Source organism: Micromonospora haikouensis (assembly GCF_000876225.1).
GTDB classification, from domain to species: domain Bacteria; phylum Actinomycetota; class Actinomycetes; order Mycobacteriales; family Micromonosporaceae; genus Micromonospora; species Micromonospora haikouensis.
The window spans coordinates 2,168,125-2,191,302 of record NZ_JXSX01000003.1; the positions used below are offsets into that span (position 1 = coordinate 2,168,125).

The 23,178-nt window shown below is 76.9% G+C and carries 20 protein-coding genes; 16 read left to right on the forward strand and 4 right to left on the reverse strand.

The genetic code is table 11. From position 1 onward, the window contains the following. Window positions 1-20: 20 nt before the first annotated feature. Window positions 21-548 carry a flavin reductase family protein gene (locus tag TK50_RS30550; RefSeq protein ID WP_043968993.1) on the forward strand — a complete coding sequence of 176 codons (528 nt, stop codon included), beginning with the start codon at window positions 21-23 and terminating at the stop codon, window positions 546-548. Here the strand turns inward: TK50_RS30550 and TK50_RS30555 are convergent. Next, window positions 506-3,115 carry an AMP-binding protein gene (locus TK50_RS30555; RefSeq protein WP_063838637.1) on the reverse strand — a complete coding sequence of 870 codons (2,610 nt, stop codon included), beginning with the start codon at window positions 3,113-3,115 and terminating at the stop codon, window positions 506-508. The genes TK50_RS30550 and TK50_RS30555 overlap by 43 nt on opposite strands. Before the next feature lie 109 nt (window positions 3,116-3,224). Here TK50_RS30555 and TK50_RS30560 point away from each other — a divergent pair, with 109 nt between their 5' ends. The 3 genes from TK50_RS30560 to TK50_RS30570 all read left to right on the forward strand — a co-directional run bounded on the left by TK50_RS30560 (window position 3,225) and on the right by TK50_RS30570 (window position 6,945). After that, on the forward strand, window positions 3,225-4,268 hold the full coding sequence (locus TK50_RS30560; protein ID WP_043968994.1) for an iron ABC transporter substrate-binding protein: 1,044 nt from the start codon (window positions 3,225-3,227) through the stop codon (window positions 4,266-4,268). A 62-nt stretch (window positions 4,269-4,330) separates the two neighbouring features. Next, window positions 4,331-5,863, forward strand: coding sequence for an ABC transporter permease (locus TK50_RS30565; RefSeq protein WP_043969607.1), 1,533 nt, complete (start codon window positions 4,331-4,333; stop codon window positions 5,861-5,863). Continuing rightward, entirely contained in the window at window positions 5,860-6,945 is a 1,086-nt protein-coding gene (locus TK50_RS30570; RefSeq protein WP_043968995.1) for an ABC transporter ATP-binding protein, read from the forward strand. The genes TK50_RS30565 and TK50_RS30570 overlap by 4 nt, the downstream gene beginning before the upstream one ends. Window positions 6,946-7,032: 87 nt before the next feature. Here the strand turns inward: TK50_RS30570 and TK50_RS30575 are convergent, their stop codons facing one another. After that, window positions 7,033-7,611: a hypothetical protein gene (locus TK50_RS30575; RefSeq protein ID WP_043968996.1), complete on the reverse strand. Its 579-nt coding sequence runs from the start codon at window positions 7,609-7,611 to the stop codon at window positions 7,033-7,035. A gap of 226 nt (window positions 7,612-7,837) precedes the next feature. Here TK50_RS30575 and TK50_RS30580 point away from each other — a divergent pair, with 226 nt between their 5' ends. The 9 genes from TK50_RS30580 (at window position 7,838) to TK50_RS35315 (ending at window position 19,381) form a co-directional block, all read left to right on the forward strand. Then, entirely contained in the window at window positions 7,838-9,112 is a 1,275-nt protein-coding gene (locus TK50_RS30580) for an ATP-grasp domain-containing protein (RefSeq protein WP_043968997.1), read from the forward strand. Further along, a complete protein-coding gene (locus TK50_RS30585) occupies window positions 9,109-9,960 on the forward strand; it encodes a Rossmann-like domain-containing protein (RefSeq protein ID WP_043968998.1) in 852 nt (283 codons plus the stop codon). The genes TK50_RS30580 and TK50_RS30585 overlap by 4 nt, the downstream gene beginning before the upstream one ends. Continuing rightward, window positions 9,957-11,030 (forward strand): PLP-dependent cysteine synthase family protein, encoded by a 1,074-nt coding sequence (locus tag TK50_RS30590; protein WP_043968999.1) that lies wholly within the window; start codon window positions 9,957-9,959, stop codon window positions 11,028-11,030. The genes TK50_RS30585 and TK50_RS30590 overlap by 4 nt, the downstream gene beginning before the upstream one ends. Continuing rightward, window positions 11,027-12,079, forward strand: a complete 1,053-nt coding sequence (locus TK50_RS30595) for an enolase C-terminal domain-like protein (protein ID WP_043969000.1) — start codon at window positions 11,027-11,029, stop codon at window positions 12,077-12,079. The genes TK50_RS30590 and TK50_RS30595 overlap by 4 nt, the downstream gene beginning before the upstream one ends. Beyond that, window positions 12,076-13,323, forward strand: a complete 1,248-nt coding sequence (locus TK50_RS30600) for an MFS transporter (protein ID WP_241774147.1) — start codon at window positions 12,076-12,078, stop codon at window positions 13,321-13,323. Before TK50_RS30595 ends, TK50_RS30600 begins: the two co-directional genes overlap by 4 nt. Continuing rightward, window positions 13,320-14,147, forward strand: a complete 828-nt coding sequence (locus TK50_RS30605; RefSeq protein ID WP_043969001.1) for a methyltransferase domain-containing protein — start codon at window positions 13,320-13,322, stop codon at window positions 14,145-14,147. Before TK50_RS30600 ends, TK50_RS30605 begins: the two co-directional genes overlap by 4 nt. Before the next feature lie 121 nt (window positions 14,148-14,268). After that, window positions 14,269-15,834: an ABC transporter substrate-binding protein gene (locus TK50_RS30610; RefSeq protein ID WP_199486175.1), complete on the forward strand. Its 1,566-nt coding sequence runs from the start codon at window positions 14,269-14,271 to the stop codon at window positions 15,832-15,834. Beyond that, window positions 15,831-16,781 (forward strand): ABC transporter permease, encoded by a 951-nt coding sequence (locus tag TK50_RS30615; protein ID WP_199486176.1) that lies wholly within the window; start codon window positions 15,831-15,833, stop codon window positions 16,779-16,781. The genes TK50_RS30610 and TK50_RS30615 overlap by 4 nt, the downstream gene beginning before the upstream one ends. Further along, window positions 16,778-19,381 (forward strand): ABC transporter ATP-binding protein/permease, encoded by a 2,604-nt coding sequence (locus TK50_RS35315; protein ID WP_241774148.1) that lies wholly within the window; start codon window positions 16,778-16,780, stop codon window positions 19,379-19,381. The genes TK50_RS30615 and TK50_RS35315 overlap by 4 nt, the downstream gene beginning before the upstream one ends. A gap of 122 nt (window positions 19,382-19,503) precedes the next feature. Here TK50_RS35315 and TK50_RS30625 read toward each other — a convergent pair whose 3' ends face one another. Together TK50_RS30625 and TK50_RS30630 are read right to left on the reverse strand one after the other, a co-directional pair. After that, window positions 19,504-19,773, reverse strand: a complete 270-nt coding sequence (locus tag TK50_RS30625) for a transglycosylase (RefSeq protein ID WP_043969611.1) — start codon at window positions 19,771-19,773, stop codon at window positions 19,504-19,506. Next, window positions 19,770-20,225 (reverse strand): STAS domain-containing protein, encoded by a 456-nt coding sequence (locus tag TK50_RS30630; RefSeq protein ID WP_082106783.1) that lies wholly within the window; start codon window positions 20,223-20,225, stop codon window positions 19,770-19,772. The genes TK50_RS30625 and TK50_RS30630 overlap by 4 nt, the downstream gene beginning before the upstream one ends. Before the next feature lie 152 nt (window positions 20,226-20,377). On the opposite strand from TK50_RS30630, the gene TK50_RS30635 reads away from it, so the two are divergent. From TK50_RS30635 to TK50_RS30645, 3 genes are read left to right on the forward strand one after another with little or no spacing between them, the layout of a single operon-like run. After that, window positions 20,378-21,064 carry a response regulator transcription factor gene (locus TK50_RS30635; protein WP_043969003.1) on the forward strand — a complete coding sequence of 229 codons (687 nt, stop codon included), beginning with the start codon at window positions 20,378-20,380 and terminating at the stop codon, window positions 21,062-21,064. Continuing rightward, a complete protein-coding gene (locus tag TK50_RS30640; RefSeq protein WP_043969004.1) occupies window positions 21,061-22,440 on the forward strand; it encodes a sensor histidine kinase in 1,380 nt (459 codons plus the stop codon). The genes TK50_RS30635 and TK50_RS30640 overlap by 4 nt, the downstream gene beginning before the upstream one ends. Further along, window positions 22,437-23,012, forward strand: a complete 576-nt coding sequence (locus tag TK50_RS30645) for a GerMN domain-containing protein (protein ID WP_043969005.1) — start codon at window positions 22,437-22,439, stop codon at window positions 23,010-23,012. The genes TK50_RS30640 and TK50_RS30645 overlap by 4 nt, the downstream gene beginning before the upstream one ends. Window positions 23,013-23,178: the final 166 nt, after the last annotated feature.

Sequence of the window (23,178 nt, forward strand, 5' to 3'; positions counted from 1 at the left end):
TGCGATCCTGGGAGCCTCCGATGACCGCCGACCCGCAGCAGGGACCCATCGTCGATGCCGACACGACCTCGCTGCGGAGCGTCCTGCGCCAGCAGGCCAGCACCGTCACCGTGGTGACGGCCCCCGGGGCCACGCCGGTCGGCTTCACCGCGACGTCGTTCACGTCGGTGTCGCTGGAGCCGCCCGTGGTGTCCTTCTGCCTCGGTCTCGCCTCGTCGGCGTGGCCCACGGTGGCGCGCGCCCGGCACGTCGCGGTGCACCTGCTCGCCCAGCACCAACGGGATTTGGCGCGCACGTTCGCCGCCACCGGGATCGACCGCTTCGCCCACCCGACCCGGTGGCGGGTCGGCCCCGAGGCGGTGCCGATCCTCGACGACGCCCCGGCGTGGCTGCTCTGCCGCGTGGTGGACCGGGTGGTCGTCGGCGACCACGCGATCGTGCTCGCCGAGCCCGAACTGCTGCGGCACGCCGAGGTCGGCTCGCCGCTGCTCTACCACCGGGGCGGCTACGCCGGCGTCGACCCGGCAGACCGGGCCGCCGTGGCCTGAACGGCCCCGTCGAGCGGCGGCACCCGGCCGACGGGCGCGTCGCGTGTTGCCGCCCGGCCCCACGACCGCGCGACGTGCGGCAACCGCCGGGCCGCCATCCGGGCCAGCGCCGCGACGCCGACGCCGGCGACGAGCGACACCACCAGGGCGGCACCGCGCGAGACCGGCCCGACCACCGCCAGCACCTGCCAGTGGATCAGGTAGATGGCGAGCGAGCTGGTGGCCAGCACTCCGGCGACCCGGTTGAGCGTGCCCCGGCTGGGCAGCCGGGGCACCCAGACGAGCAGTCCGAAGCCGGCCGCGATCAACGCCTCCCGCCACGGCTCGCCGAAGAAGCCGGGCAGCGCGAGCAGGGCGGCCCCGGTCAACACGAGCCGCTGACCCGTCCCGCGGGCCCGCGCCGTCGCCCAGCCGAGCGCGAACAGCCAGAACACCACGACGGCGGACGGGACGTGGCCGTGCGTCGCCAGGCCGGGCAGGTCGTACCGGAAGGCCAGGCCGAGCGCGGCGACGGCGAGCGGCAGCCCGAACGGGTACCGCCGCTCGACGCGGTCGACGGCCGGCACGGCCAGCAGCACGACCGCGCCGAGCAGGATGAACACCAGCGCCTCGACGAACCAGAAGTGCCACTGCGTGGCCCCGTCGTGCGGCCCGAGGACGCTGTTGAGCAGCAGCACGTTGGTCAGCGTGTAGTCGCCGGTGACCGCGCCCGCCGCGGCGATCCACAGCGCCGACGGCAGCACGACCCGGCCGATGCCGCGCCCGACGGCGCGCAGCCGCCGGGCCCGCGGGACGTCGGTGAGCTGGAACCGGGCGAAGTTGAACCCGGCGACCGCCAGCAGCAGGTGCGCGCCGCCCTTGACGGTGAACAGCGGGATGTGCGACCCGACGATCACGACGATCGCCGCCGCGCGCAGTGCCACGCTGGTCTCCAGCACGGCCCGCCGGCCGGGCCGGGGCGCGGCGGTCGGCCGGGGCAGGTCCCGGATCGCGGTGGTGTGCCAGCCGGCGGGCAGGTCGCCGAGGGCCTCCTCCAGCCGCACCGACATCTCCACGTATGACAGCGAGTCGCCGCCGAGGGAGACGAAGCTGTCGTCCGGGGTGACGTCGTCGGTGCCCAGCACCCGCGCGTACAGCCGGCACAGGTCGGTGCCGTCGTCGCCGGACGGCGCGGCGGGCGCGGGGGCGGCGGCCAGGGCGCGCAGCGCGCCGCGGTCCGGCTTGCCGTTGCCCAGCCGGGGCAGCTCGGCGACCGGGTGCACCCGTACGGCCCGCGCCGGCAGCCCGGCCGCCGCGGCGGCGAGCCGGCGTACCCGCTGCGGGTCGGCGCCGTCGGTGGTCGCCACGACCAGCTCGCGGTCCGTGCCCACGCAGTACGCGGCGACGCTCCGCGCGGCCAGCCGCTCCTCCACCCGCGCCAGGTCGATGCGCAGCCCGAAGACCTTCGCGTACCCGCCGACCCGGCCCACGATCTCGTAGAGTCCGTCGGGGGCCCGGCGGGCCACGTCGCCGGTGCTCAGCTCCTCGACGGTGCGACCCAGCGCCAGGTCGGCCGGGGTCCGCGCGTAGCCGAGCATCACGTTGGGGCCCGTGTAGACCAGCTCGCCGGTGTCGGGCTCCGGCCGGTCGGGCAGCGGGCGCAACCGGAACGCGCCGCCGGGCACCGGCACGCCGATCGCCTCGGGCCGGGTCGCGGCCAGGTGCGGCGGCAGGTACGCCATCCGCGCCGTCGCCTCGGTCTGCCCGTACATGACGAACAGGTCGAAGCCCCGGCGCCGGCCGAGTTCCGCGTACCGGGTCACCCGCTCGGGATCGAGCCGCCCGCCGGCCTGGGTGACGTAGCGCAGGTGGGGCAGGCGCAGCTGCGCGAAGCCGACCCGGTCCAGCAGCTCGAACGTGTACGGCACGCCGGCCAGGGCGGTGCCCCGGGCGGCGCAAAACAGCTCCCAGAAGGACGCGTCGGCCACCGACCGGTCGGTGAGCAGCAGCGCGGCCCCACGCAGCAGGTGGCTGTTGACCACGGACAGGCCGTAGCAGTAGTGCAGCGGCAGGGTGGTGGCCGCCCGGTCGGTGTCCCGGATGCCGAGGTAGTCGGCGATGGCCTCCGCGTTGGCCTGGAGGTTCGCCCGGGACAGCCGGACCAGCTTCGGCGACCCGGTCGAGCCGGAGGTGCTCAGCAGCAGCGCCAGCTCGGGGTGCAGCTCGTGCCGGCTGACGGGCCGCCGCTCGTCGACCGTGAGCGTCCCGCCGACGCGGCGCAGCACCACGTCCGGGTCGTACGCCCGCTCCAGCGCGGCCGTCGCCGCGTCGTTGTCGCCGGGCGTCAGCAGCAGCGGGTGCCCGGCGGTGAGCGCGGCGAGGTACGCGACCAGCTCGTCGACCCGGTTGGCCCCGGCGAGCAGCACCAGCCGCCGGGCGGTGCCGAGGCGGGCGGCGAGCGCGGCGACCCGGTCGGCCAGCTCCCGGTAGCTGAGCCGACCGTCGGCGGTGAGCACCGCGGGGCGGTCGCCGTGGTCGGCCAGGGCGGCGGCGAAGGGCACCGGCTCGACGGCGGGGGAGGCACGCATGGCGGCCAGGTTAGGGCAGCCAAACCTCAGTGAAAATCGGGGGAGGTGGACATCACTCCTGGTCACGGCGAAGATGGATTTGCCTCACGACTGCCAAGTAAGGTAATCCTTGCCTGTGCAAAAGCGTCTGAGCGTCGTACTGGCCACCGCCCTGGCGGGTCTGCTCTCCCTTGCCGCCTGCGGCGGCGACGAGGGCGACCCGGGCAAACCGGGCGACAAGCGGCTGACCATCTACAGCGGCCGCAGCGAGACCCTCGTCAAGCCGGTGCTGGAGAAGTTCGAGAAGTCCTCCGGCATCACCGTGGACGTCCGCTACGGCAGCACCGCCCAGATGGCGGCCCAGCTCCTCGAGGAGGGCGGGCGCAGCCCCGCTGACGTCTTCTTCGCCCAGGACGCGGGCGCGCTCGGCGCGGTCACCAAGGCCGGCCTGTTCGCCGCCCTGCCGCAGGACCTGCTCGACCGGGTGCCGGCCGCCTACCGGGCCGCCGGCGGCCAGTGGGTCGGCGTCAGCGGCCGGTCCCGGGTGCTGGCCTACAACGCCGACCAGGTGACGAAGGGCCAGCTCCCGAAGTCGGTGTTCGAACTGACCGACCCGACGTGGAAGGGCAAGGTCGGCGTCGCCCCGACCAACGGCTCCTTCCAGGCGTTCGTCACCGCCCTGCGGGTGCAGCACGGCGACGCGAAGGCCAAGGAGTTCCTGACCGGGCTGAAGGCCAACGAGCCGCAGATCCGCGAGGGCAACGTGCAGATCGTCGCCGACATCGACGCCGGGAAGCTGGCGGCCGGCCTGGTCAACCACTACTACGTCTACGAGCTGGCCAAGGAGCGCGGCGGCGACCCGGCCACCCTCAAGGCGCAGCTGCACTTCTTCCCCGACGGCGACACCGGCGGGCTGGTCAACGCCGCCGGCGTCGGCCTGCTCACCCGCGCCGGCACCGACCCCGACGCCCGGGCGCTGGTCGACTACCTGCTCGGCACCGAGGCGCAGACCCACTTCGCCACCCAGACGTTCGAGTATCCGCTGACCGCCGGGGTGCCGGCCGCGCCGGGCCTGCCGCAGCTCGCCGACCTCGCCGCCCCGAAGATCGACCTCAACGACCTCGACACGCTCGACGCCACCGTCACCATGATCAAGGAAACGGGGCTGGCCTGAACGGCGTGGCCACCGCCGACCGCCGGGCCCCCACCGGGTCCCGGCGGTCGGCGCGTCGTGTCCTGCCCCGGCCGGGGCTGACCGCCGCGTCGGCCGCCGCCGTCGCGGTCGCCCTGCTGCCCCTGGTCTACCTCGCCGTGCGGGCCGGCGAGGCGGGCGGCGACCGGATCGCCGCCGAGCTGTTCACCCACCGGGTCGCCGTGCTCGCCGGGCGCAGCCTGGCCCTGGCGGCCGTGGTCACCGCCGCCTGCGTCGTCGTCGGCGTCGCCGCCGCGTTCCTGGTCGCCCGCACCGACCTGCCGGGCCGCCGCGCCCTCGGCGTCGTCGCGGCGCTGCCGCTGGCCGTGCCCACGTACGTCGCCGGGTTCGCCTGGACGGCCACCGTGGACGGGTTCGAGGGCTTCTGGGCTGCGGCGCTGCTGCTGACCGTCTGCTCCTACCCGTACGTCTACCTGCCGGCCGTCGCGGCGCTGCGCCGGGCCGACCCCGGGCAGGAGGAGGTGTCCCGTTCGCTGGGCCGGGGCCCGTGGGCGACCCTGGTCGGGGTGACGCTGCGCCAGATCCGGCCGGCCGTGGCCGCCGGCGCGCTGCTCGTCGCCCTCTACGTCCTGTCCGACTTCGGCGCGGTGTCGATCGTGCGGGTGGACACCTTCACCCGGGCCATCTTCACCGCGTTCAACCTGGGCTTCGACCGTACCGGCGCGCTGGTGCTCTCCACCGTGCTGGTGGTGCTCACTGTGCTGCTGATCGGCGCGGAGCTGGGCACCCGCACCCGCGACGCCCGCTACGCCAGCACCGCCGTGCGCCCGCCCGCGCGGCTGGCGCTGCGCCGCTGGCGGTGGCCGGCCCTGGCCGCCCTGCTCGCCGTCGACGCGCTGGCCCTCGGCGTGCCGGCGTACGGGCTGGCCCGCTGGCTCGGCGCGGGCGTGTCCCGCCCCGGCTCCCTCGCCGAGGTCGCGGCCGCCGCCGGCGGGTCGCTGTCGGTGTCACTGGCCGGCGCGGCGTTCACCATGCTGCTCGCCCTGCCGCTGGGGCTGCTCGCCGCCCGGGCGCCCGGCCCGGTGGCCACCGTGCTGGAGCGGCTCACCTACGTCGCGCACGCCCTGCCCGGCGTGGTGATCGGGCTGTCCCTGGTGTTCTTCGCCGTGAACGTGGCGTACCCGCTCTACCAGAGCGTCTGGCTGCTCGCGCTGGCGTACGCGACGTTGTTCCTGCCGCTGGCCGTCGGGGCGGTGGCGTCCGCCGCCGCGCAGAGCCCGCCCGCCGTGGAGGAGGCCGCCCGGTCGCTGGGCCGGGGCCCGTTCGCCGTGTTCCGCACGGTCACGCTGCCACTGACCCTGCCCGGCATCGGCGCCGGGGCGGCCCTGACGTTCCTCACCTGCATGAAGGAACTGCCCGCCACGCTGCTGCTGCGGCCGACCGGGATGGACACCCTGGCCACCGAGCTGTGGACGCACACCTCGACCGCCGCGTACGCCGCTGCCGCACCGTACGCGGCGCTGCTCGTCGCGCTCGCGGCCGTGCCGACCTGGCTGCTCGCGGCGCGCACCGGACTGACCGACGCCGGCCGGACCGCCCCCGGAGGCACCCGATGACCGAGACGATGCTGGCCGTGGCCGGGCTGACCAAGTCGTACGGGACGGTGCCCGCGCTGGCCGGCGTCGACCTCGCCGTGCCCTCGGGCACCCTGCTGGCCGTGCTCGGCCCGTCCGGCTGCGGCAAGACCACGCTGCTGCGCTGCGTCGCCGGGTTCGAGCGGGCCGACTCGGGCGCCGTCGCCGTCGCCGGCCGACCGGTCGCCGCCGACCGGGTGCACGTGCCGCCGCACCGCCGCCGGGTCGCCGTCGTGCCGCAGGAGGGGGCGCTGTTCCCGCACCTGTCGGTGGCCGACAACGTCGGCTACGGGCTGGACCGGGCGGCCCGCCGCAGCGGCCGGGTCGAGGAGGTCCTCGCGCTGGTGGGGCTCGCCGGCTACGGCCCCCGGATGCCGCACCAGCTCTCCGGCGGCCAGCAGCAGCGGGTCGCGGTGGCCCGGGCGCTCGCGCCCCGGCCGCCGCTGGTGCTGCTCGACGAGCCGTTCAGCGCCCTCGACGCGCAGCTGCGCACCGAGCTGCGCGCCGACGTGCGGCAGGCGCTGCGCGCCGACGGGGCCACGGCCGTCCTGGTCACCCACGACCAGGGCGAGGCGCTGTCCATGGCCGACGCGGTCGCCGTGATGGACGCGGGGCGCATCGTGCAGTGCGCGCCGCCCGCCGAGGTCTACCGCGACCCGGCGACGCCCTGGGTGGCCCGGTTCGTGGGCGACGCCGTGCTGCTGCCGGCCACCGTGGACGACGCGGTCGCGCTCACCCCGCTGGGCCGGCTGCCGCTGCGCGGCCCGGTGCCGGGCGGAGCCACGGCCGGCGCGGCGGCCCGCAGCGCCTCGGCGAGCGGGGCGGGGGGCGGTCGCGCGGTGACGGTGCTCATCCGGCCGGAGCAGATCCGGCTCGCCGCCAGCGGCGGGCCGCTGGCCACCGTGGTCCGGCAGGACTTCCACGGCCACGACGCGCTGACCACCTTGCGGCTCGACGACGGCACGGTGCTCACCGCGCGGACCCTCGACGAGGGGGTCGCGCTCGCCCCCGGCGCGCAGGTCGCGGTGACGGTGCGCGGCGAGGTCCGCGCGTACGCGGGCTGACGCCTGTGGAGCGCAGGGTTCGGTGGCCGGTTGTGGTGGAATCGCGTCGGCGTGTCGTGCACCGGAGGCAGCCAGCGCCGCCGGTCGCTATCTCCTGGTGAGGTCGGCGTCGAAGTGGACGCCGGTGTCCGTGATCGCGGTGCCCTTGGTGGCGACGCGCAGGGCGTTCGGGCCCGTCGCCGTCACCGTGGCGGTCAATCCTTCCGAGCAGGTGATCGGCTCGCCGTTGGCCCCCTGCCCCTCGTCGATGGTGTGGTGCTTGTGGAGGTAGAGCTCGCCGTCGCCGTCGCCGACCTCGGTGAGGGTCCACGAGGATCGGCACAGGAGCCGGCCGTCCAGCTCCGATGACGTCTCGACGGCCTGTTGGCCCTGCTTCGCGCGCCTGATCGTCAGGGTGAGCGTGTGCTTCGGGTGCACGCACGCGGCGAGGATCGTGCCTGAGCAGGTCTCCTCGCCGGTCCAGGTGCCGAGGAAGTCGGCGGGGACGTCGTTGCAGCGGACGAACCGCCGGTCCGTCTTGTCGCAGATCCAGTCGCCCGAGTCCGGCATCAGCCAGGCCCCGACCGAGACGAGCAGGGCGGTGACGCTGACCGCCGCGGCGATCCACTCCCACGGCGGCCGGCTCCGTCGGCCGGTGTCCGGGGTGCCGTTGTCGTTCTCCGACATGGTGAGGGGCGACTCCTGTCCTGGTGCGCGGGCCGATCGGGCACGTTCCCCGCCGTCGGCGACGGCGCGTGACGGGGAAACCTGCTCCGGAGTTTCTCATTCTCGCGGGCTCCCGGCTGTCCGCGCGGCGACGGACGGGCGGGCGGCGGCGCGGCGGACTTTACAACGAAAACCGTTTCCAACAAGATGTACGCGGGACGCCACCGCAACAGGACGGGAGTCGTTGATGGGTCACCTGCTGGTCATCGAGAGCTGGGTGGGCGCGATGAGCGCCCTGCTGCCGAGGGCGATCCGGGAGGACGGTCACCGGTTCACGTTCCTCACCCGCGACCTGCACCACTATCTGCGGGCGACGCCGCCCGGCGAGGTCCACCCGCTGCTTGCCGCCGACAACGTGGTCACCGCCGAGACCAACGACCCGGCGGCGCTCGCCGCACACGTCGCCCGGCTGCACACCGCCCTGCGCTTCGACGGGGTGCTCACCTCCTGCGACTACTACCTGCACACCGCCGCCGAGGTCGCCGCCCACCTCGGGCTGCCCGGCCCCGACCCGGCGGCGGTGCGCCGCGCGTACCGCAAGGACCTGGCCCGAGAGGCGATGCGCCGGGCGGGCCTGCCCGGGCCGGCGTTCGCGGTCACCGACGGCTGGGCGGACACCCTCGCCGCCGCCGAGCGGCTCGGCTTCCCGCTGGTGGCCAAGCCCGTCGACCTGTGCGCCGGCATGTACGTGCGCGCCGTCGCCGACCCGACGCAGCTGCGCTCGGCGTACGACGCGCTGGCCGGCTTCGGCGTCAACGCCCGCCGGCAGCCCCGGGTGCCGCTGGTGCTGCTGGAGGAGCTGCTCACCGGCCCGGAGGTGAGCGTCGAGACGGTCACCTGCGACGGCGTCACCACGGTCGTCGGGGTCACCGACAAGAGCCTCGCCGGCGCGCCCGCGTTCGTCGAGAGCGGGCACATGTTCCCCGCCGACCTGCCCGCCGGCGACGCCCGCGCCGCCGCCGACGCGGCCGTCGCCGCGCTCGCCGCCGTCGGCCTCACCCACGGCGTCGCCCACACCGAGCTGCGCCTGACCCCGGCCGGGCCCCGGGTGGTCGAGGTCAACCCCCGGCCCGCCGGCAACCAGATCACCGAACTCGTCCGCCGGGTCACCGGCATCGACCTGCCGATGGCGTACGCGCGCCTCGCCCTCGGCGAGCGCCCCGACACCACGCCGGTCGACACCGGGGTACGCAGCGCCGCCATCGCGTTCCTGCTGCCGCCCCGGGCCGGCACCGTCGACACGATCACCGGCACCGACCGGCTCGCCGACGACGGTGGCGTCGTGGACTGGGCGGTCAGGCCCGCCGGGCACCGCACCGGCGACGCCAGCAGCAACAACAGCTACCTCGGCCACGTCATGACCGTCGACACCGACGGGCCGGGCGCGCGGGCCCGCGCCGAGGCGCACGTCGCCGCCCTCGACGTCCGGTACGCCGACCAGCTCGCCGGGGCCGCCGCGTGACCGCCCCGGCCGCCGGCCCCACCGTCACCGCCCCGGCCCACGACAGCCTCGACGACCTGGTGGCGGCGGTACTCGCCGGTCGCCTCGGCCCCGACCCGGCGGGGGAGCGGGTCAGCGTCGGGTTCGTCACCCGGCAGGGCGCCCGCCACCCCGGTCGCGCCCGGGGCTACCGCAACCACGTGCTCGGCCTGCGGGTCGACGCCGCCGTCGGCTCCTGCGCCGTCGAGCCCGACGAGCTGCCCGACGACGTCGCGTACGACTGCGTGGGCGCCACCGTGGCGGAGCTGCTGGCCCACCCGAGCCTGCCGGTGCGCGTCGCCGCGCTCGACGCGTACCTGATGGGGGTGCGCCCGCACGCGGGCGCGGCGACCGACGTGGTGACCGTGCCCGCCGGCACGTCGCTGGCCAAGTCGGCCGCCCGCGCCGCCGCCGTGGTCGACCTGCTCCCCGCCGAACCCGGGCGGACCGTGCTCGTCGTCGGCGTGGTCAACTCCCTGCTCGACCAGCTGCGCCGGCGCGGCCTGCGCTACCTGCCGTGCGACCTGGCCGGCGGGCGCACCGAGTGGGACGAGCCGTGCCTGCCCGACGCGGCGGCGCTGCTGGAGCGCTGCGACGCGATCCTCGCCTCCGGCATGACCCTCGGCAACGGCACCTTCGCGCCGCTGCTGCGCCACGCCCGGGCCACCGGGGTCCCGCTGGTGGCGTTCGCCCAGTCCGGCAGCGCGGTCCTGCCGTGCTTCCTCGGGGCCGGGCTGACCGCCGTGTCGGCGGAGCCGTACCCGTTCTTCTGGCTCGACGGCGGCCCCACGCCGCTCTACCGCTACCGCGCCGACCGGGAGGGCCGATGACCGCGCCGCAGCTGCTCGACCTCGTCGGCGGCACGCCGGTGGTGCTCGTGGACGCCCCGCTGCCGCACCCGCACCCCGGCTTCCTGGCCAAGGTGGAGTGCCTGAGCCCCGGCGGAATGAAGGCCCGCGCGGCGGTGTCCATGCTGGCCGGCGCGCGCTCGCGCGGCGAGCTGGTCCCGGGGGCCCCGGTGGTGGAGTCGACCAGCGGCACCATGGGCGTCGGCCTCGCCTTCGCCGGGCAGGCCCTCGGCCACCCGGTGGTGCTGGTCGTCGACCGGGAGCTGGAGCCGTCCATGCGGGCGCTGCTGCGCGCCCACGGGGCCCGGCTGGAGGTGGTGGACGCCCCGCACCCCGCCGGCGGCTGGCAGCAGGCCCGCCTCGACCGGCTGCTCCGCGTGCGGGCCGCGCTGCCCGGGGCGTACTGGCCCGACCAGTACCGCAACCCCGACAACGCGGCCGGCTACGCCGGGCTCGCCGACGAGATCGTCGCCCAGGTCGACGCCGTGGACACGCTGGTGTGCAGCGTCGGCACCGGCGGGCACAGCGCCGGCCTGGCCCGCGCGCTGCGCCGGCACTGGCCCCGGCTGCGCCTGATCGGGGTGGACACCGTCGGCTCCACCATCTTCGGCCAGCCCGCCCGCGCCCGGCTGATGCGCGGCCTCGGCAGCAGCATCCACCCCCGCAACGTCGACTACGCCGCCTTCGACGAGGTGCACTGGGTCGGCCCGGCCGAGGCCGTCCAGACCTGCCGGCGGCTGGCCCGGCACGCGTTCGTCACCGGCGGGTGGAGCACCGGCGCGACCGCCCGGGTCGCCGCCTGGGCGGCGCGGACCCGGCCCGGGGACCGGGTCCTCGCCGTGTTCCCCGACGGGCCGCACCGCTACCTCGACTCCATCTTCGACGACGACTACTGCGCCCTGCGGGGGCTGCTCGGCCCCACCCGGGGCCACCCCGTCGAGATCCCGCACCCCCGGGCGGTGGAGGTCACCCGGTGGAGCCGGTGCCGCACCGTCGTCGACCCCCGCCGCCGGCCTGCCGAGCCGGCCCGAGGGCAGCGGGTGCCGGCGTGAACCTCGACTGGCGGGCCTACCCGCTGCCGCTCGCCGAGCCGCTGCGCATCTCCCGGTCGGTCATGGCCCGTCGCGACGCGGTGGCCGTGCGGCTGACCCACGACGGCGGCACCGGCCACGGCGAGGTCGTCACCAGCGCGTACCAGCGTCTCGACCTGGGCCGCATCGACGCGCTGCTGACCGCCCTGCGTCCCCGGGTCACCGGGTACGCCGACCCGGAGGCGCTGCGTGCCGACCTACCGGCCCTCGCCGCCGACCTGGCCGACGCGCCGGGGGTGCTGGGCGCGCTCGACGCGGCCGTGCACGACCTCGTCGGGCGGCGCGCCGGGGTGCCCGTGTGGCGGCTCGTCGACGCCCCCGCGCGGGAGGCGGCCTCGACCGCGTACACGATCGGGCTGGTGCCGCCCGCCGACGCCGCGGCCACCGCGCGGCGGCTCGTGGCGGCCGGCTTCACGGTGCTGAAGGTCAAGGCCGGGGCGGACGACGACGTCGCCCGGGTCGCCGCCGTGCGGACCGCCGCCCCGGCGGCCCGGCTGCTGCTCGACCCCAACGGGGCGTGGACGCCCGAGCGGACCGTCCGGGTCCTCGACGCCGTCGCCGCCTGCGCCGTGGACGCCGTCGAGCAGCCCGTCCCGCCCGGCGACCCGGACGCGCTGGCCTGGATCGGCGCGCGGGTCGCGGTGCCCGTCGTCGCCGACGAGGACGTCGCCACCGTCGCCGACGTGCACCGCCTCGCCGGGGCCGTCGCCGGCATCAACGTCAAGCTCGCCCGCTGCGGCGGGATCGACGCCGCGCGCCGGCTGATCGACACCGCGACCGGGTACGGCATGGACGTCATGCTCGGCTGCCTGGTCGCCAGCACGCTCGGCATCGCCCCGGCGCTGCACCTGGCCGGGCACGCCCGCTGGGTGGACCTCGACGGGCACCTGCTGCTCGCCGACGACCCCTGGACCGGCATCGGCGGCGCCGACGGCACCCTGCGTACGCCCGGCGGGCCCGGTCTCGGCGTGCGCCCGGCGTGGGCCGACCGGCAGGCGGTGGCCCGATGATCGCGACCTGGACGACGCTGCGCGGCTTCCCCCCGGCGATCCGGTTGCTGGTGGTCAACCAGCTCGGCGTGAACGTCGGCTTCTACATGCTGCTGCCCTACCTCGCCGGCTACCTCGCCGACGACCTCGGGCTGTCCGCCGCCGTGATCGGCCTGGTCCTGGGCGTGCGCAACCTCAGCCAGCAGGGAATGTTCCTGCTCGGCGGCTCCGCCTCCGACCGGCTCGGCGCGCGCGGGGTGATCATCGTCGGGTGCGCGCTGCGCGCCGTCGGCTTCGGCGTCTTCGCGGTGGGGGTGTCGCTGCCGGCGTTGCTGGCCGCCTCCGTGCTCTCCGGCCTGGCCGGTGCGCTGTTCAACCCGGCGGTGCGGGCCTACCTCGCCCAGGCCGCCCCGGACCGGCGGGCCGAGGCGTTCGCGCTGTTCAACGTGTTCGCCAGCGCCGGGTCCCTGCTCGGGCCGCTGATCGGCAGCGCGCTGCTGCTGGTCGACTTCCGGGCCGCCGCCCTCGCCGCGGCCGGCGTGTTCGCGGCGCTGACCGTGGCCCAGGCCCTGGTGCTGCCGCCGCAGCCGGCCCGCAGCAGCGGGCAGGGCGTGCTGGGGGACTGGCGCGAGGCCGTCACCGACCGCCGCTTCCTCGCCTTCACGCTCGCGCTCAGCGCGATGTTCGCCCTGCAGAACCAGCTCTACCTGGTGTTGCCCGTGCGGGCGGAGGAGGCCGGCGGGCATCCGCTGGCCGTGGCGTCGCTGTTCGTCGTGTCCACGGTGGTGACCCTCGCGTGGCAGGTGCCGGTGACCCGCTGGCTGCACCGCCGCCTCGCCCGGGGCCCGGCCATCGCGCTCGGGCTGGCGGTGATGGGCGGGGGCTTCGTGCTGCCGCTCGCGCCGGTCGGCGGCCCCGCCGGCCCCGTCCGGCTCGCGCCGGTGCTCGGCGCGGCCGTGCTGCTCGCCGTCGGGGTGCTGGTCGCCCAGCCGTTCGTGCTGGAGCTGATCCCGGCGTTCGCCCGCGACGGGCTCACCGGCACCTACTTCGGGCTGTTCTACCTGGTCTCCGGGGTGGTCGCGGCGGCCGGCACGACCGCCGTCGGCCGCGCCATGGACGACGGGTCCGGCTCCGGGGTGCCGGCGGTGGCGTGGCTGCTCTGCGCCGCGCTCGGGCTGGCCTCCGCGGCGGCCGTGTGGGTGCTGCACCGCCGGGGCACGCTCGACCCGACGCCCGCGCCCGCCCCGTCGGCGGTGCCCGCATGAGCGGGGGAGCCGGCGGCACCGGACCGGCCGCCGCCGGGGCCAACCTGCTCACCGACAACCCCGAGCTGTACGAGGCGCAGTTCCCCGACCCGCAGCACGCCGCCGCCGGCTTCGTCGACGACCTGCTGCGCCGCCACGGGCCCCCCGGCCGCCGGCTGCTCGACGTCGGCTGCGGCACGGGCCGCGACGCCGGGCGGCTCGCGCAGCTCGGCTGGGCCGCCACGGGCATCGACACGTCGGCGGCGATGCTCGCCCATGCCCGCCGTCGGCACCCGCACGTCCGGTTCGTGGCCGCCGACATGCGCGGCTTCGACCTCGCCGACCGGTTCGACGCGGTGACCTGCCTGGACAGCGCCATGCTCTACTGCCACACCAACGCCGACCTCACCGCGTTCCTGGCCCGGTGCCACGCGCACCTGGCCCCGGGCGGGCTGCTGCTGGCCGAGATGCGCAACGGCGCGTTCTTCCTCGGCAACACCGAGCTGCTCGACGGCACGTCGGTGCGCACCGTGCCGTGGCGGGGCGTCGCGTACACGTCGCGGACCCGGCTGTGGATCGACCACGCGGAGCAGCTGCTGCGCCGGGAACGCGCCTGGAGCTGGCCGGGCGCGCCCGAGCCGCTGGTGCAGACCTCGGCCTGGCGGCTGCTGTTCCCCCAGGAACTGCGGCACCTGCTCGACACCGCCGGCTTCGACGTGTTGACGTTGTTCGATGGACCGGGTCCGCGTACCGCGCCGCCGTGGCGGCCCGGCGCGGCGCTGTCCACCGCCCTGCGCGGCGACCGGCTGCACCTGCTGGCCCGCCGCCGCCCCGATCCGGCCTGACCTGCACCGATCCGACCCGGCCCGCCCTGCGCAGCTCGGGCCCGGCCCGACCCCACCCGTTGTCCGGCGTCGCCGCCGGACCGGCCGCACCCCGACCGACCCGCTTCCCTGGAGGGACCCCGTGACATCCGTCATCCCCATGCCCGCCGCCCGGCTGACCCGGCGCGGCCTGCTCGGCGGCGCAGCCGCCGCCGTGTCGGCCACCCTGCTGGCCGGGTGCGGCGACAGCCCCGCCGACACCGCCTCCGACCAGCCGCGCCGGGGCGGCCGGCTGCGGGCCGTGTTCGCCGGCGGCGGCGCGCAGGAGACCCTCGACCCGCACCTGGCGAACCTGTTCAACGAGGCGTCCCGGGCCAAGGCGATGTTCGACAAGCTCGCCGACTACGGCCCCGACGTGTCGATCCGGCCCCGCCTGGCCAGCGGGTGGGAGCCCGACGCCGGCCTCACCCGGTGGCGGATCACCCTGCGCGAGGCCACCTTCCACGACGGAGGCCCCGTGCGCGCCGCCGACGTGCTGTACAGCTACGCCCGGATCACCGACCCCAAGCGCGCCTTCCGGGCCAGGGCCAGCCTGGAGCTGATCGACCTGCGCGCCAGCCGGGCGGTCGACGACCGGACCGTCGAACTCGCGCTGCGCCGGCCGTTCGCCGAGTTCCCCAACGTCCTGGCGGCCTTCGGCGCGTACGTGGTGCCCGAGGGCGCCGACGCCTTCGACCGGCCCGTCGGCTCCGGCCCGTTCGCGTTCGACGCGTTCCAGCCGGGCCGGTCCCTGCTGCTCAAGCGGTACGCCGACCACTGGGACGGTGCGCCGCACCTGGACGAGCTGGAGTACCTCGTGGCCAACGAGGAGTCCGCCCGGATCAACGCGCTGCTCGGCGGGCAGGCCGACTACGCACACGACGTCACGCCCACCACCGCCCGCACTTACGCGGGCGACGCGCGGGTGCGGATCACCCGGATGGCCAACAGCACCATGCAGGCCCTCGCCATGAAGGTCGACCGGCCGCCGTTCGACAACCGGGACCTGCGCGAGGCGATGTTCCTGCTCACCGACCGCCAGCAGCTCGTCGACACGGTGCTGTCCGGCGCCGGCCAGGTCGGCAACGACCTGTTCGGCAAGGGCTACGAGCACTACGCCGACGACATCGCCCAGCGCGTGCCCGACCTCGACCGGGCCCGCTTCCTCGTCGACCGGGCCGGCGCCCGGGGGCTGCGCATCCCGCTGGACACCGCCCCCGTGGCCAGCGGCTTCGTGGAGACCGCGAGCGTCTTCGCCGAGCAGGCCCGGCAGGTCGGGTTGACCGTCGAGGCGCGCAGCGGCAACAAGGACACCTACTGGAAGGACATCCTGACGGGCGGGGTGCTCGCCTGCTACCGTTCGGGAGCCATGCCCATCGAGACCCATGTATCTCAGCGGCTGCTGAGCACGTCCACCACCAACGCCACCCGGTGGCGGCGGCCCGACTTCGACGCGCTCTACGCCCGCGCCGTGTCCAGCCCCGACGAGCAGACCCGCCGGCAGGCGTACGGCGACATGCAGCGCGTCCTGCACGCCGAGGGCGGCTTCCTGGTCTGGGGCTTCGCCGACTTCCTCGTCGCGACCAGCCCCCGCGTCGGCGGGGTGTCCGCCGCCGCGCCGGCCAACACCCTCGACTGGGCGCGCTTCGACAAGGTCTGGCTGGGTTGAGCCTGCCCCGCTATGCCGCCCGGCGGGCCCTGGTCGGGGCCGGGCAGGTCGTCGGCGTCGCCACCGTCGTGTTCGTCCTCACCGAGGCGCTGCCCGGGGACGCCGCCGTGGTGATCGCCGGCGACCAGCCCGACCCCGCGCGCATCGCCCTTCTGCGCGACCAGCTCGACCTGGACCGGCCCGCCTGGCAGCGCTACCTCGACTGGCTCGCCGACCTCGCCGTCGGCGACCTCGGCGTCTCGCTGGTCTCCCAGCGGCCGGTCGCCGGGGTCCTCGCCGCCGGGGCCGCGCCCACCGTGCTGCTCGCCGCCGCGACCCTGCTGCTGCTCGTCCCGCTCTCCGTCGGGCTGGGGATGCTCGCGGCCCGGCGGGAGGGCGGCCGCCTCGACCGGGCGCTGTCCGCCACCGCCGTCGGCCTGTACGCGGTGCCCGAGTTCGCCCTGGCCCTACTGCTCGTCGCGGTGTTCGGCGTACGGCTGGCCTGGCTCCCGCCCACCGCCGTGGGCACCGGCGGCGACCTGCTGTCCCGGCCCGCCGTGCTGGTGCTGCCCCTGGTGGTGCTGCTGGCCCGGCCGTTCTGCTCGCTGAGCCGGCTGACCCGCGCCGGCATGATCGAGGCGATGCGGGCGGAACACGTCGCGCACGCCCGGCGGCTCGGCGTGCCCGAGCGCCGGCTGCGGCTGGTCCACGCGCTGCCCAACGCCCTCGCGCCCGTCGCCCAGCAGCTCGCCCGCACCACCGACTGGCTGCTCGGCGGGGTGATCGTCGTCGAGGCGGTGTTCGTCGTCCCCGGCCTGGGCACCGCCCTGGTCGACGCGGTGACCGCCCGCGACGTGCCCACCGTGCAGGGGCTGTGCGTGCTGGTCGCCGTGACCACGGTGACGGTGAACCTCGCCGCCGACCTGGTGGCGTTCCGGCTCGCCCCGCGCGCCGGGGCCGCCGCGTGAGCCCCCTGCGCCGGGGCCGCGCCGTGGGCCCCGGGCGGCTCGCGGGTGCCCGCCGCCCGGCGCGGTCGCGGCTGCGCCTCGCCGTCGGCGTCGCGCTGCTCGCCGTACCCCTGCTGGTCGCCGTGGTGGGGCCGGCCCTGGCCGGCGACGCGGCGCCGCGCGGCCGGCCGTTCGACCCGGGCGGCGCGTTCGGCACCGACTTCGTCGGGCGCGACGTGCTGCGCCAGGTGCTGCTCGGCGGGCGCTCCGTGGTCGGCGTGGCGCTCGCCGCGACCGCCCTGGCGTACCTGGTGGGGGTGCCGCTGGGGCTGCTGGCCGCGCTGACCCGCCGTCGGTGGCTCGACGAGCTGGTCATGCGCCCGCTGGACCTGCTGCTCGCCGTGCCGTCGCTGATCCTGTTGATCCTGCTGGCGGCCGCCGCGCCGCGCGGGCCGGCCACCCTCGTCGGCATCGTCGCGGTGATCGGCCTGCCCGAGGTCGCCCGGATCAGCCGCGCCGCGGCGCTTCCGCTGGCGCACGGCCCCGCCATGGAGGCGATGCGGCTGTACCGGGAGACGTGGTGGCGGCGCGCCGTCGGCCACGTCGTGACCGGCAGCCGCCGGGTGCTGCTCGCCGACGCGGGCGTGCGGTTCATCGGCGCGTTGTACCTCGTCGCCACGGCCAGCTTCCTCGGCGTCGGCGTCGCCCCCGACGCCGCCGACTGGGCGGTCATGGTGGACCGCAACCGCGCCGGGCTGCTGCTGCAACCCTGGTCGGTGCTGGTGCCCGCCGCGCTCCTCGTCGCCCTCGCCGTCGGCGTCAACCTCGTCGCCGACCGGCTGCTCGCCGACCGCGACGCGGCGGCCGGCGCGGGGGCCGCCCGGGACGCGGCATCCCGGTGCGGGGCCGCCCACCGGGTCGCGCCCGGGGCACGCGTCCCCGCCGCCCGGGCGCCGCTCGACGACGCCGCCGCCGGGCCGGCCGTCGCCGCCGGCACGCCGATGCCGCCGGTGGACGCCTGCGCGGTCCGGGTGGTCGGCCTCGACGCCGAGGTCGCCGGGCGTCGCCTGCTCGCCGGGGTCTCCTTCACGGTGGCGGCGGGCGAGGTGCTGGCCCTCGTCGGCCGCTCCGGCAGCGGCAAGACCACCGCCGGCCGGGCGCTGCTGGGGGAGGCCGGCCCCGGCGTGCGGCTCGCCGGCCGGGTGGAGGTGGCCGGTCGTCCCGTGTCCCCGGCGACCCCACCGCCCCCGGGCGTCGTCGGCTACGTCCCGCAGCAGCCGTCGGCGGCACTCAACCCCGTCCGCCGGATCGGCGCGGTGCTGCGCGAGGTCGCGCTGCGCCACACCCGGCCGGAGCGGCGGACGCCCGGCGGCCCCCCGGGCGACGCGACGGCCCGCGCGACGGTGAACCGGCGGTCGGCGGTGCGCCGGGCGGTGGCCGACGTGCTGGCCCGCGTCGACCTGCCCGCCGACCGGGAGTTCCTGCGGCGCTTCCCGCACCAGCTCTCCGGCGGCCAGCAGCAGCGCCTCGTCGTCGCCCACGCGCTGCTGGCCAGGGCACGCGTCCTGGTCGCCGACGAACCGACCACCGGGCAGGACAGCCTCACCCGCCGCGACGTCGCCCACGAGCTGCGGACCCTCGCCGACGCCGGGATGGCGGTGGTGCTGCTCAGCCACGACCTGCACCTGGTGCGCGCCGTGGCCGACCGGCTGGTCGTCCTGGACGCCGGCGCGGTCGTCGAGGCCGGCCCGGCGGCCGACGTGCTCGCCGCGCCCCGGGACGAGCGCACGCGCCGCCTGCTCGCCGCCGCCCCGGCCGCGCCGCGCGCCGCCGCCCCCGCCGCGGCACCGGCGCTGCGCGTGGGCGACCTGGTCGCCGCCCACCGTGCCGGCGCCCGCCGCCGTACCGTGCTGCGCGGCGTCACCGCCGCCGTCGCCCCCGGCGGATGCCTTGCCGTGGTCGGCCGCTCCGGCAGCGGCAAGACGACGCTCGCCCGCTGCGTCGCCGGGCTGCACCCGCCGCGCGGCGGAACCGTCGGCCTCGGCGGCCGGCCGCTGGCCGGGACCCTGGACCGGCGAACCCGCGCGGACCTCGCCGCCGTCCAGTACGTCTTCCAGGACGCCCGGGCCAGCTTCGACCCCCACCGGTCGGTCCTGGAGCAGGTGTCGAGGGCCGCCGTGCGGCTGCGCGCCCTGCCGCCGACCCGGGCCCGCGACGCCGCGCGCCGCGTCCTCGGCGAGGTCGGCCTCGCGGCGGACGTCGTCGCGCGCCGCCCCGACCGGCTCTCCGGCGGCGAGCTGCAACGCGCCGCCCTGGCCCGGGCGCTGCTGGCCGAACCCCGCGTGGTGATCTGCGACGAGATCACCTCAGGACTGGACACCGTCAGCCGGGACCGGATCGTGGCCCTCGTCGACCGGCTGCGCCGCGCCCACGGGCTGGCCCTCGTGGTGATCAGCCACGACCGCGACGTCGTCGCCCGCCTCGCCGACCACGTCGTCGTCCTGGACTCGGGGCAGGTCGTCGAGGCCGGGCCCGCGTCCGCCCTGCTCACCGCCGCCCGGCACCCGCTGACCCGGGCGCTGCTGCACCCGTCGGAGACCGGGACCGGCCCGCGGCCGTGATCGACGCGCGTCGAACGGCGGCGGGCGGTTGGTGGCCGGTTGCGGTGGAATCGCGTCGGCGTGTCGTGCACGGGAGGCGGCCGCGTTTCCCGGCCCGGCCCGGGCCGACGCGGACCGACCCGTCAGGCGGAGTCGGAACGGCCGGCGGTGGCCGCGACGAGGACGACACCGACCCCGGCCATCCCCGCCTGCACGACCACGTCGACCAGGCGGAACCCCTGCCCGTTCGCGCCGGCGAGACGGGCGACGACGCTGCCGGCCAGGGCGGCGACCACACCGACGACGAGGGTGAGCCACAGCGGCGCGGTCGGTCGGCCCGGCACGGCGAGCCGGCCGAGCGCCCCCACGACGAGCCCGACGACGACGGCGCTGACCAGCGCGGCGACGGTCACGCCCACTCCGCCGACCGGCGGGCGCGCCCCTGGCCGGCCGGTGCCGGGCGACGGCTGCCACCCCCGCCGCCCGGCACGACCGCCCGGCCGACCGGCGGTGCCACCGGACCGGGCCGTTCGGGGGACCCGGTCGCCGCGTCGCCGACGACGACCGGCAGCACCTGGTCCAGCCGGGCCGACTGCAGGATGCGCCGGATCCGGGGGTTCGGTTCGCGGACGGTGAGCACCCCGTCGGCGCGGGTCAGCCGCCGGTGCACGTCCAGCAGGAACCCGATGGCGGCGGCGTCGATGTGCCGGCAGGCGGACAGGTCCACCACGATCTGGGCGGGACGCAGCGCGAGCAGCCGGTCGAACACGGCGCCGGTCTCCGGCAGGCAGGCCAGGTCGAACTCGGTCACGGCCACCTCGACCAGGGGGATCGTGCACTCCCGGCGTGCCAGCGGCGTCGTCACGGCCGTACCCCTTCCTCTCGCCCGACCGGTCCCCGCCACCGTGCCGGTCGGGGTTGGCGGGCACCGCGCGGACGTGTGACAGTTGCGTGACAAATCCGTCGTACGCGGGACACGATTGGCCGCCGGGCGACGGCCTTGGGGATGATGCCGTCATGACGGCCGTACTGGTGATCGAGGACGACGACCGCATCCGGCTGGCGCTGCTGCTCGCCCTGGAGGACGAGGGTTACGACGCCCGGGGCGCGGCGACCGCCGAGGAGGGGCTGCGCGCCCAGCGCCGTGACCCGGCCGACTACGTCCTGGTCGACCTGATGCTGCCCGGCCTCGACGGTTTCGAGTGCATCCGCCAACTGCGCCGCGACGACGACGTGCCGATCGTGGTGGTGAGCGCCCGCGACGACACCCACGACATCGTCGCCGCCCTGGAGGCCGGCGCGGACGACTACCTGGTCAAACCGGTGGCGATCAAGGAACTCACCGCCCGGCTGCGGGCCCTGCGCCGCCGCGCCCGCGCCGCCGCCCCGGTCCCCGCCGAGCCGGTGCCGGTCCTGGCGTTCGGCGACCTGGAGGTCAGCCCCGAGGCGGGCGAGGTACGCCGCGCCGGGCAGCGGGTGCCGGTGACCCGCACCGAGTTCCGGCTGCTGTGCGAGCTGGCCGAGCACGCCGGCCGGGTGCTGTCGCGCCAGCAACTGCTGCAACGGGTCTGGGGCTACGACACCGGCGACGAGCGGCTGGTCGACGTGCACGTCGGCCGGCTGCGGCAGAAGATCGAGTCGGATCCGGCCAATCCCGAACACCTGGTGACCCTGCGCGGGCTCGGCTACAAGCTGCGCCGATGAGCCCGCTGCGCCGCCCGCCCCGGCTCCGCCTCGGCCTGCGCGCCCGGGTCATGGCCGCGTTCGCCCTGGGCGCGCTGCTGCTGGCCGCGTCGATGGCCCTGATCTCCTACGAGCTGACCCGCCAGTCGCTGATCGACGAGCGGGAACGCACCGCCGTGCGGGCCGCGTACTTCGACGCCGCCGTGGTGCGCAGCGGCCTGGACACCGACGCCCCCGACGTGGTGGAGGTGCTGCGGTCGCTGGACACCGGCAGCAGCAGGCGGGCCCTGCTGCACCTCGACGGCAGGTGGCACGCCCGCATCGCCGACTCGGGCCTCACCGCCGCCGTCCCGCCGGAGCTGCAACAGCTCGTCGGCTCGGGGCAGCCGGCCGTGCAGCGGGTCCGCGTCGACGGCCAGACCGCCCTGCTGGTCGGGGTGCCGCTGTCTGGCTCGGCGACGTACTACGAGGTCAACTCGCTGTGGGAGCTGGAACGGACCTTCCAGGCGCTGGCCCTGGCTCTGACGGCGGTGGCCATCCTCGTGGCCGGCTCCGGGGCGGCCCTGGGCTGGTATGCGACGCGGCACGGGCTGCGCCCCCTCACGGCGGTCGCGGACGCCGCGGAGAAGATCGCCGCCGGTGACGTCACCGCCCGCCTCGACCCGGCCACCGACCCGGACCTGACCCGGCTGTCCACCTCGTTCAACCACATGGTCGACCAACTGGCCCGCCGGATCGAGCGGGACCGCCGCTTCGCCGCCGACGTCAGCCACGAGCTGCGCTCGCCGCTGCAGACCCTCGCCGCGGCGGCCAGCGTCCTGCAGCGGCGGCGGGAACACCACGACGAGCGCACCGCCGTGGCCGCCGGCCTCGTCGCCGACGAGATCGACCGCTTCCAGCGGCTGGTCAACGACCTCATCGACCTGGCCCGCAGCGACCAGCCCGCCCACCGCGCCCCGGTCGACGTGGCCGACCTTGCCCGGCGCGCCTGCGCCGGCCACGACCTGCCGCCCACGCTGGTCCGCCTCGCGGCCGGCACCCCGGCCACCTGGCGGGTGGAGCGGCGTCGCGTCGCGCAGGTGCTGGCCAACCTGCTCGACAACGCGGTGCGCTACGGGGCGGGCCCGGTGGCGGTGCGGCTGTCACGCGACGGCGACACCGGCGTCATCGAGGTGGACGACGACGGCCCCGGCGTGCCGGTCGAGGACCGGGCCGCCATCTTCGACCGGTTCGTCCGGGGCCGGGCCGCCCACGCCCGGGGCGCCGGCGACGGGACCGGCCTCGGCCTGGCGCTGGTCGCCCAGCACGCCGCCGCCCACGGCGGCACGGCCGGCGTCGACGACCGCCCCGGCGGGGGAGCGCGGTTCCGGGTGGCCCTGCCGGGGAGCCTCGCGTGAGTCGCCGTGCGGCGCGGGCGCTGCTGTCGGCCCTCGTGGTGGCCTGCACGGTGGCGGCCTGCGGGGTGCCGGCCGAGGACACGCCCCGGGCCGTCGAGGCCCCACCCGGGCCGTTCCCGTCCCCCGCGACCGTCGACGGCCCCGCGACGGTCGGCCCGGTCACCGTGACGCTGTGCTTCGTGCGGGACGACCGGCTGGTCCCGGTGGACCGGCGGGTGGGCCGCCCCCTCGACGCCGAGGCCCAGCTGCGGGACCTGCTCGCCGGACCCAGCGCCGTCGAGCGGGACAGCGGTCTGACCAGCGCGTTGCCGGGGGCGATCGGTGCCGGCGTGGTGGGCGTCGCCGACGGCCAGGCACGCGTACGGGTCGACGGGACCGGCGACGACACCGGCCGCAGCGACGAGGTGCTCGCGTTCGGTCAGATCGTCTGCACGCTGGCCGCCCGCGACGACGTCGACGCCGTGGCGTTCCTGCGTGACGGCCGCCCCCTCGGGGTGCCGCGCGCGGACGGCTCGCTGTCGGCCCAGCCGCTGACCCCCGCCGACTACGCCGCGCTGACCGCGACCCGCTGACCGTCGGCCCCGATGGCCGTCGCATGTGGACGGTGAAGGTGTGGACGGTCACTGTCGCCGAGTTCTGCGTGTCTTCTGCGTGGTGCCCCGCCCGGCGCGCCGGTTGGATCGACGTTGCCCGCCAGACAGCGTCGCGGCGTCGGCCGCCGACCGCACCTGCGAAAGG

What these genes read in the sequence shown, in the direction of transcription:
- TK50_RS30550 (WP_043968993.1), top strand. Translation starts at nt 21, where the DNA reads ATGACCGCCGACCCGCAGCAGGGACCCATCGTCGATGCCGACACGACC.
- TK50_RS30555 (WP_063838637.1), bottom strand. Translation starts at nt 3,115, where the DNA reads ATGCGTGCCTCCCCCGCCGTCGAGCCGGTGCCCTTCGCCGCCGCCCTG.
- TK50_RS30570 (WP_043968995.1), top strand. Translation starts at nt 5,860, where the DNA reads ATGACCGAGACGATGCTGGCCGTGGCCGGGCTGACCAAGTCGTACGGG.
- TK50_RS30575 (WP_043968996.1), bottom strand. Translation starts at nt 7,611, where the DNA reads ATGTCGGAGAACGACAACGGCACCCCGGACACCGGCCGACGGAGCCGG.
- TK50_RS30580 (WP_043968997.1), top strand. Translation starts at nt 7,838, where the DNA reads ATGGGTCACCTGCTGGTCATCGAGAGCTGGGTGGGCGCGATGAGCGCC.
- TK50_RS30590 (WP_043968999.1), top strand. Translation starts at nt 9,957, where the DNA reads ATGACCGCGCCGCAGCTGCTCGACCTCGTCGGCGGCACGCCGGTGGTG.
- TK50_RS30600 (WP_241774147.1), top strand. Translation starts at nt 12,076, where the DNA reads ATGATCGCGACCTGGACGACGCTGCGCGGCTTCCCCCCGGCGATCCGG.
- TK50_RS30605 (WP_043969001.1), top strand. Translation starts at nt 13,320, where the DNA reads ATGAGCGGGGGAGCCGGCGGCACCGGACCGGCCGCCGCCGGGGCCAAC.
- TK50_RS30635 (WP_043969003.1), top strand. Translation starts at nt 20,378, where the DNA reads ATGACGGCCGTACTGGTGATCGAGGACGACGACCGCATCCGGCTGGCG.
- TK50_RS30640 (WP_043969004.1), top strand. Translation starts at nt 21,061, where the DNA reads ATGAGCCCGCTGCGCCGCCCGCCCCGGCTCCGCCTCGGCCTGCGCGCC.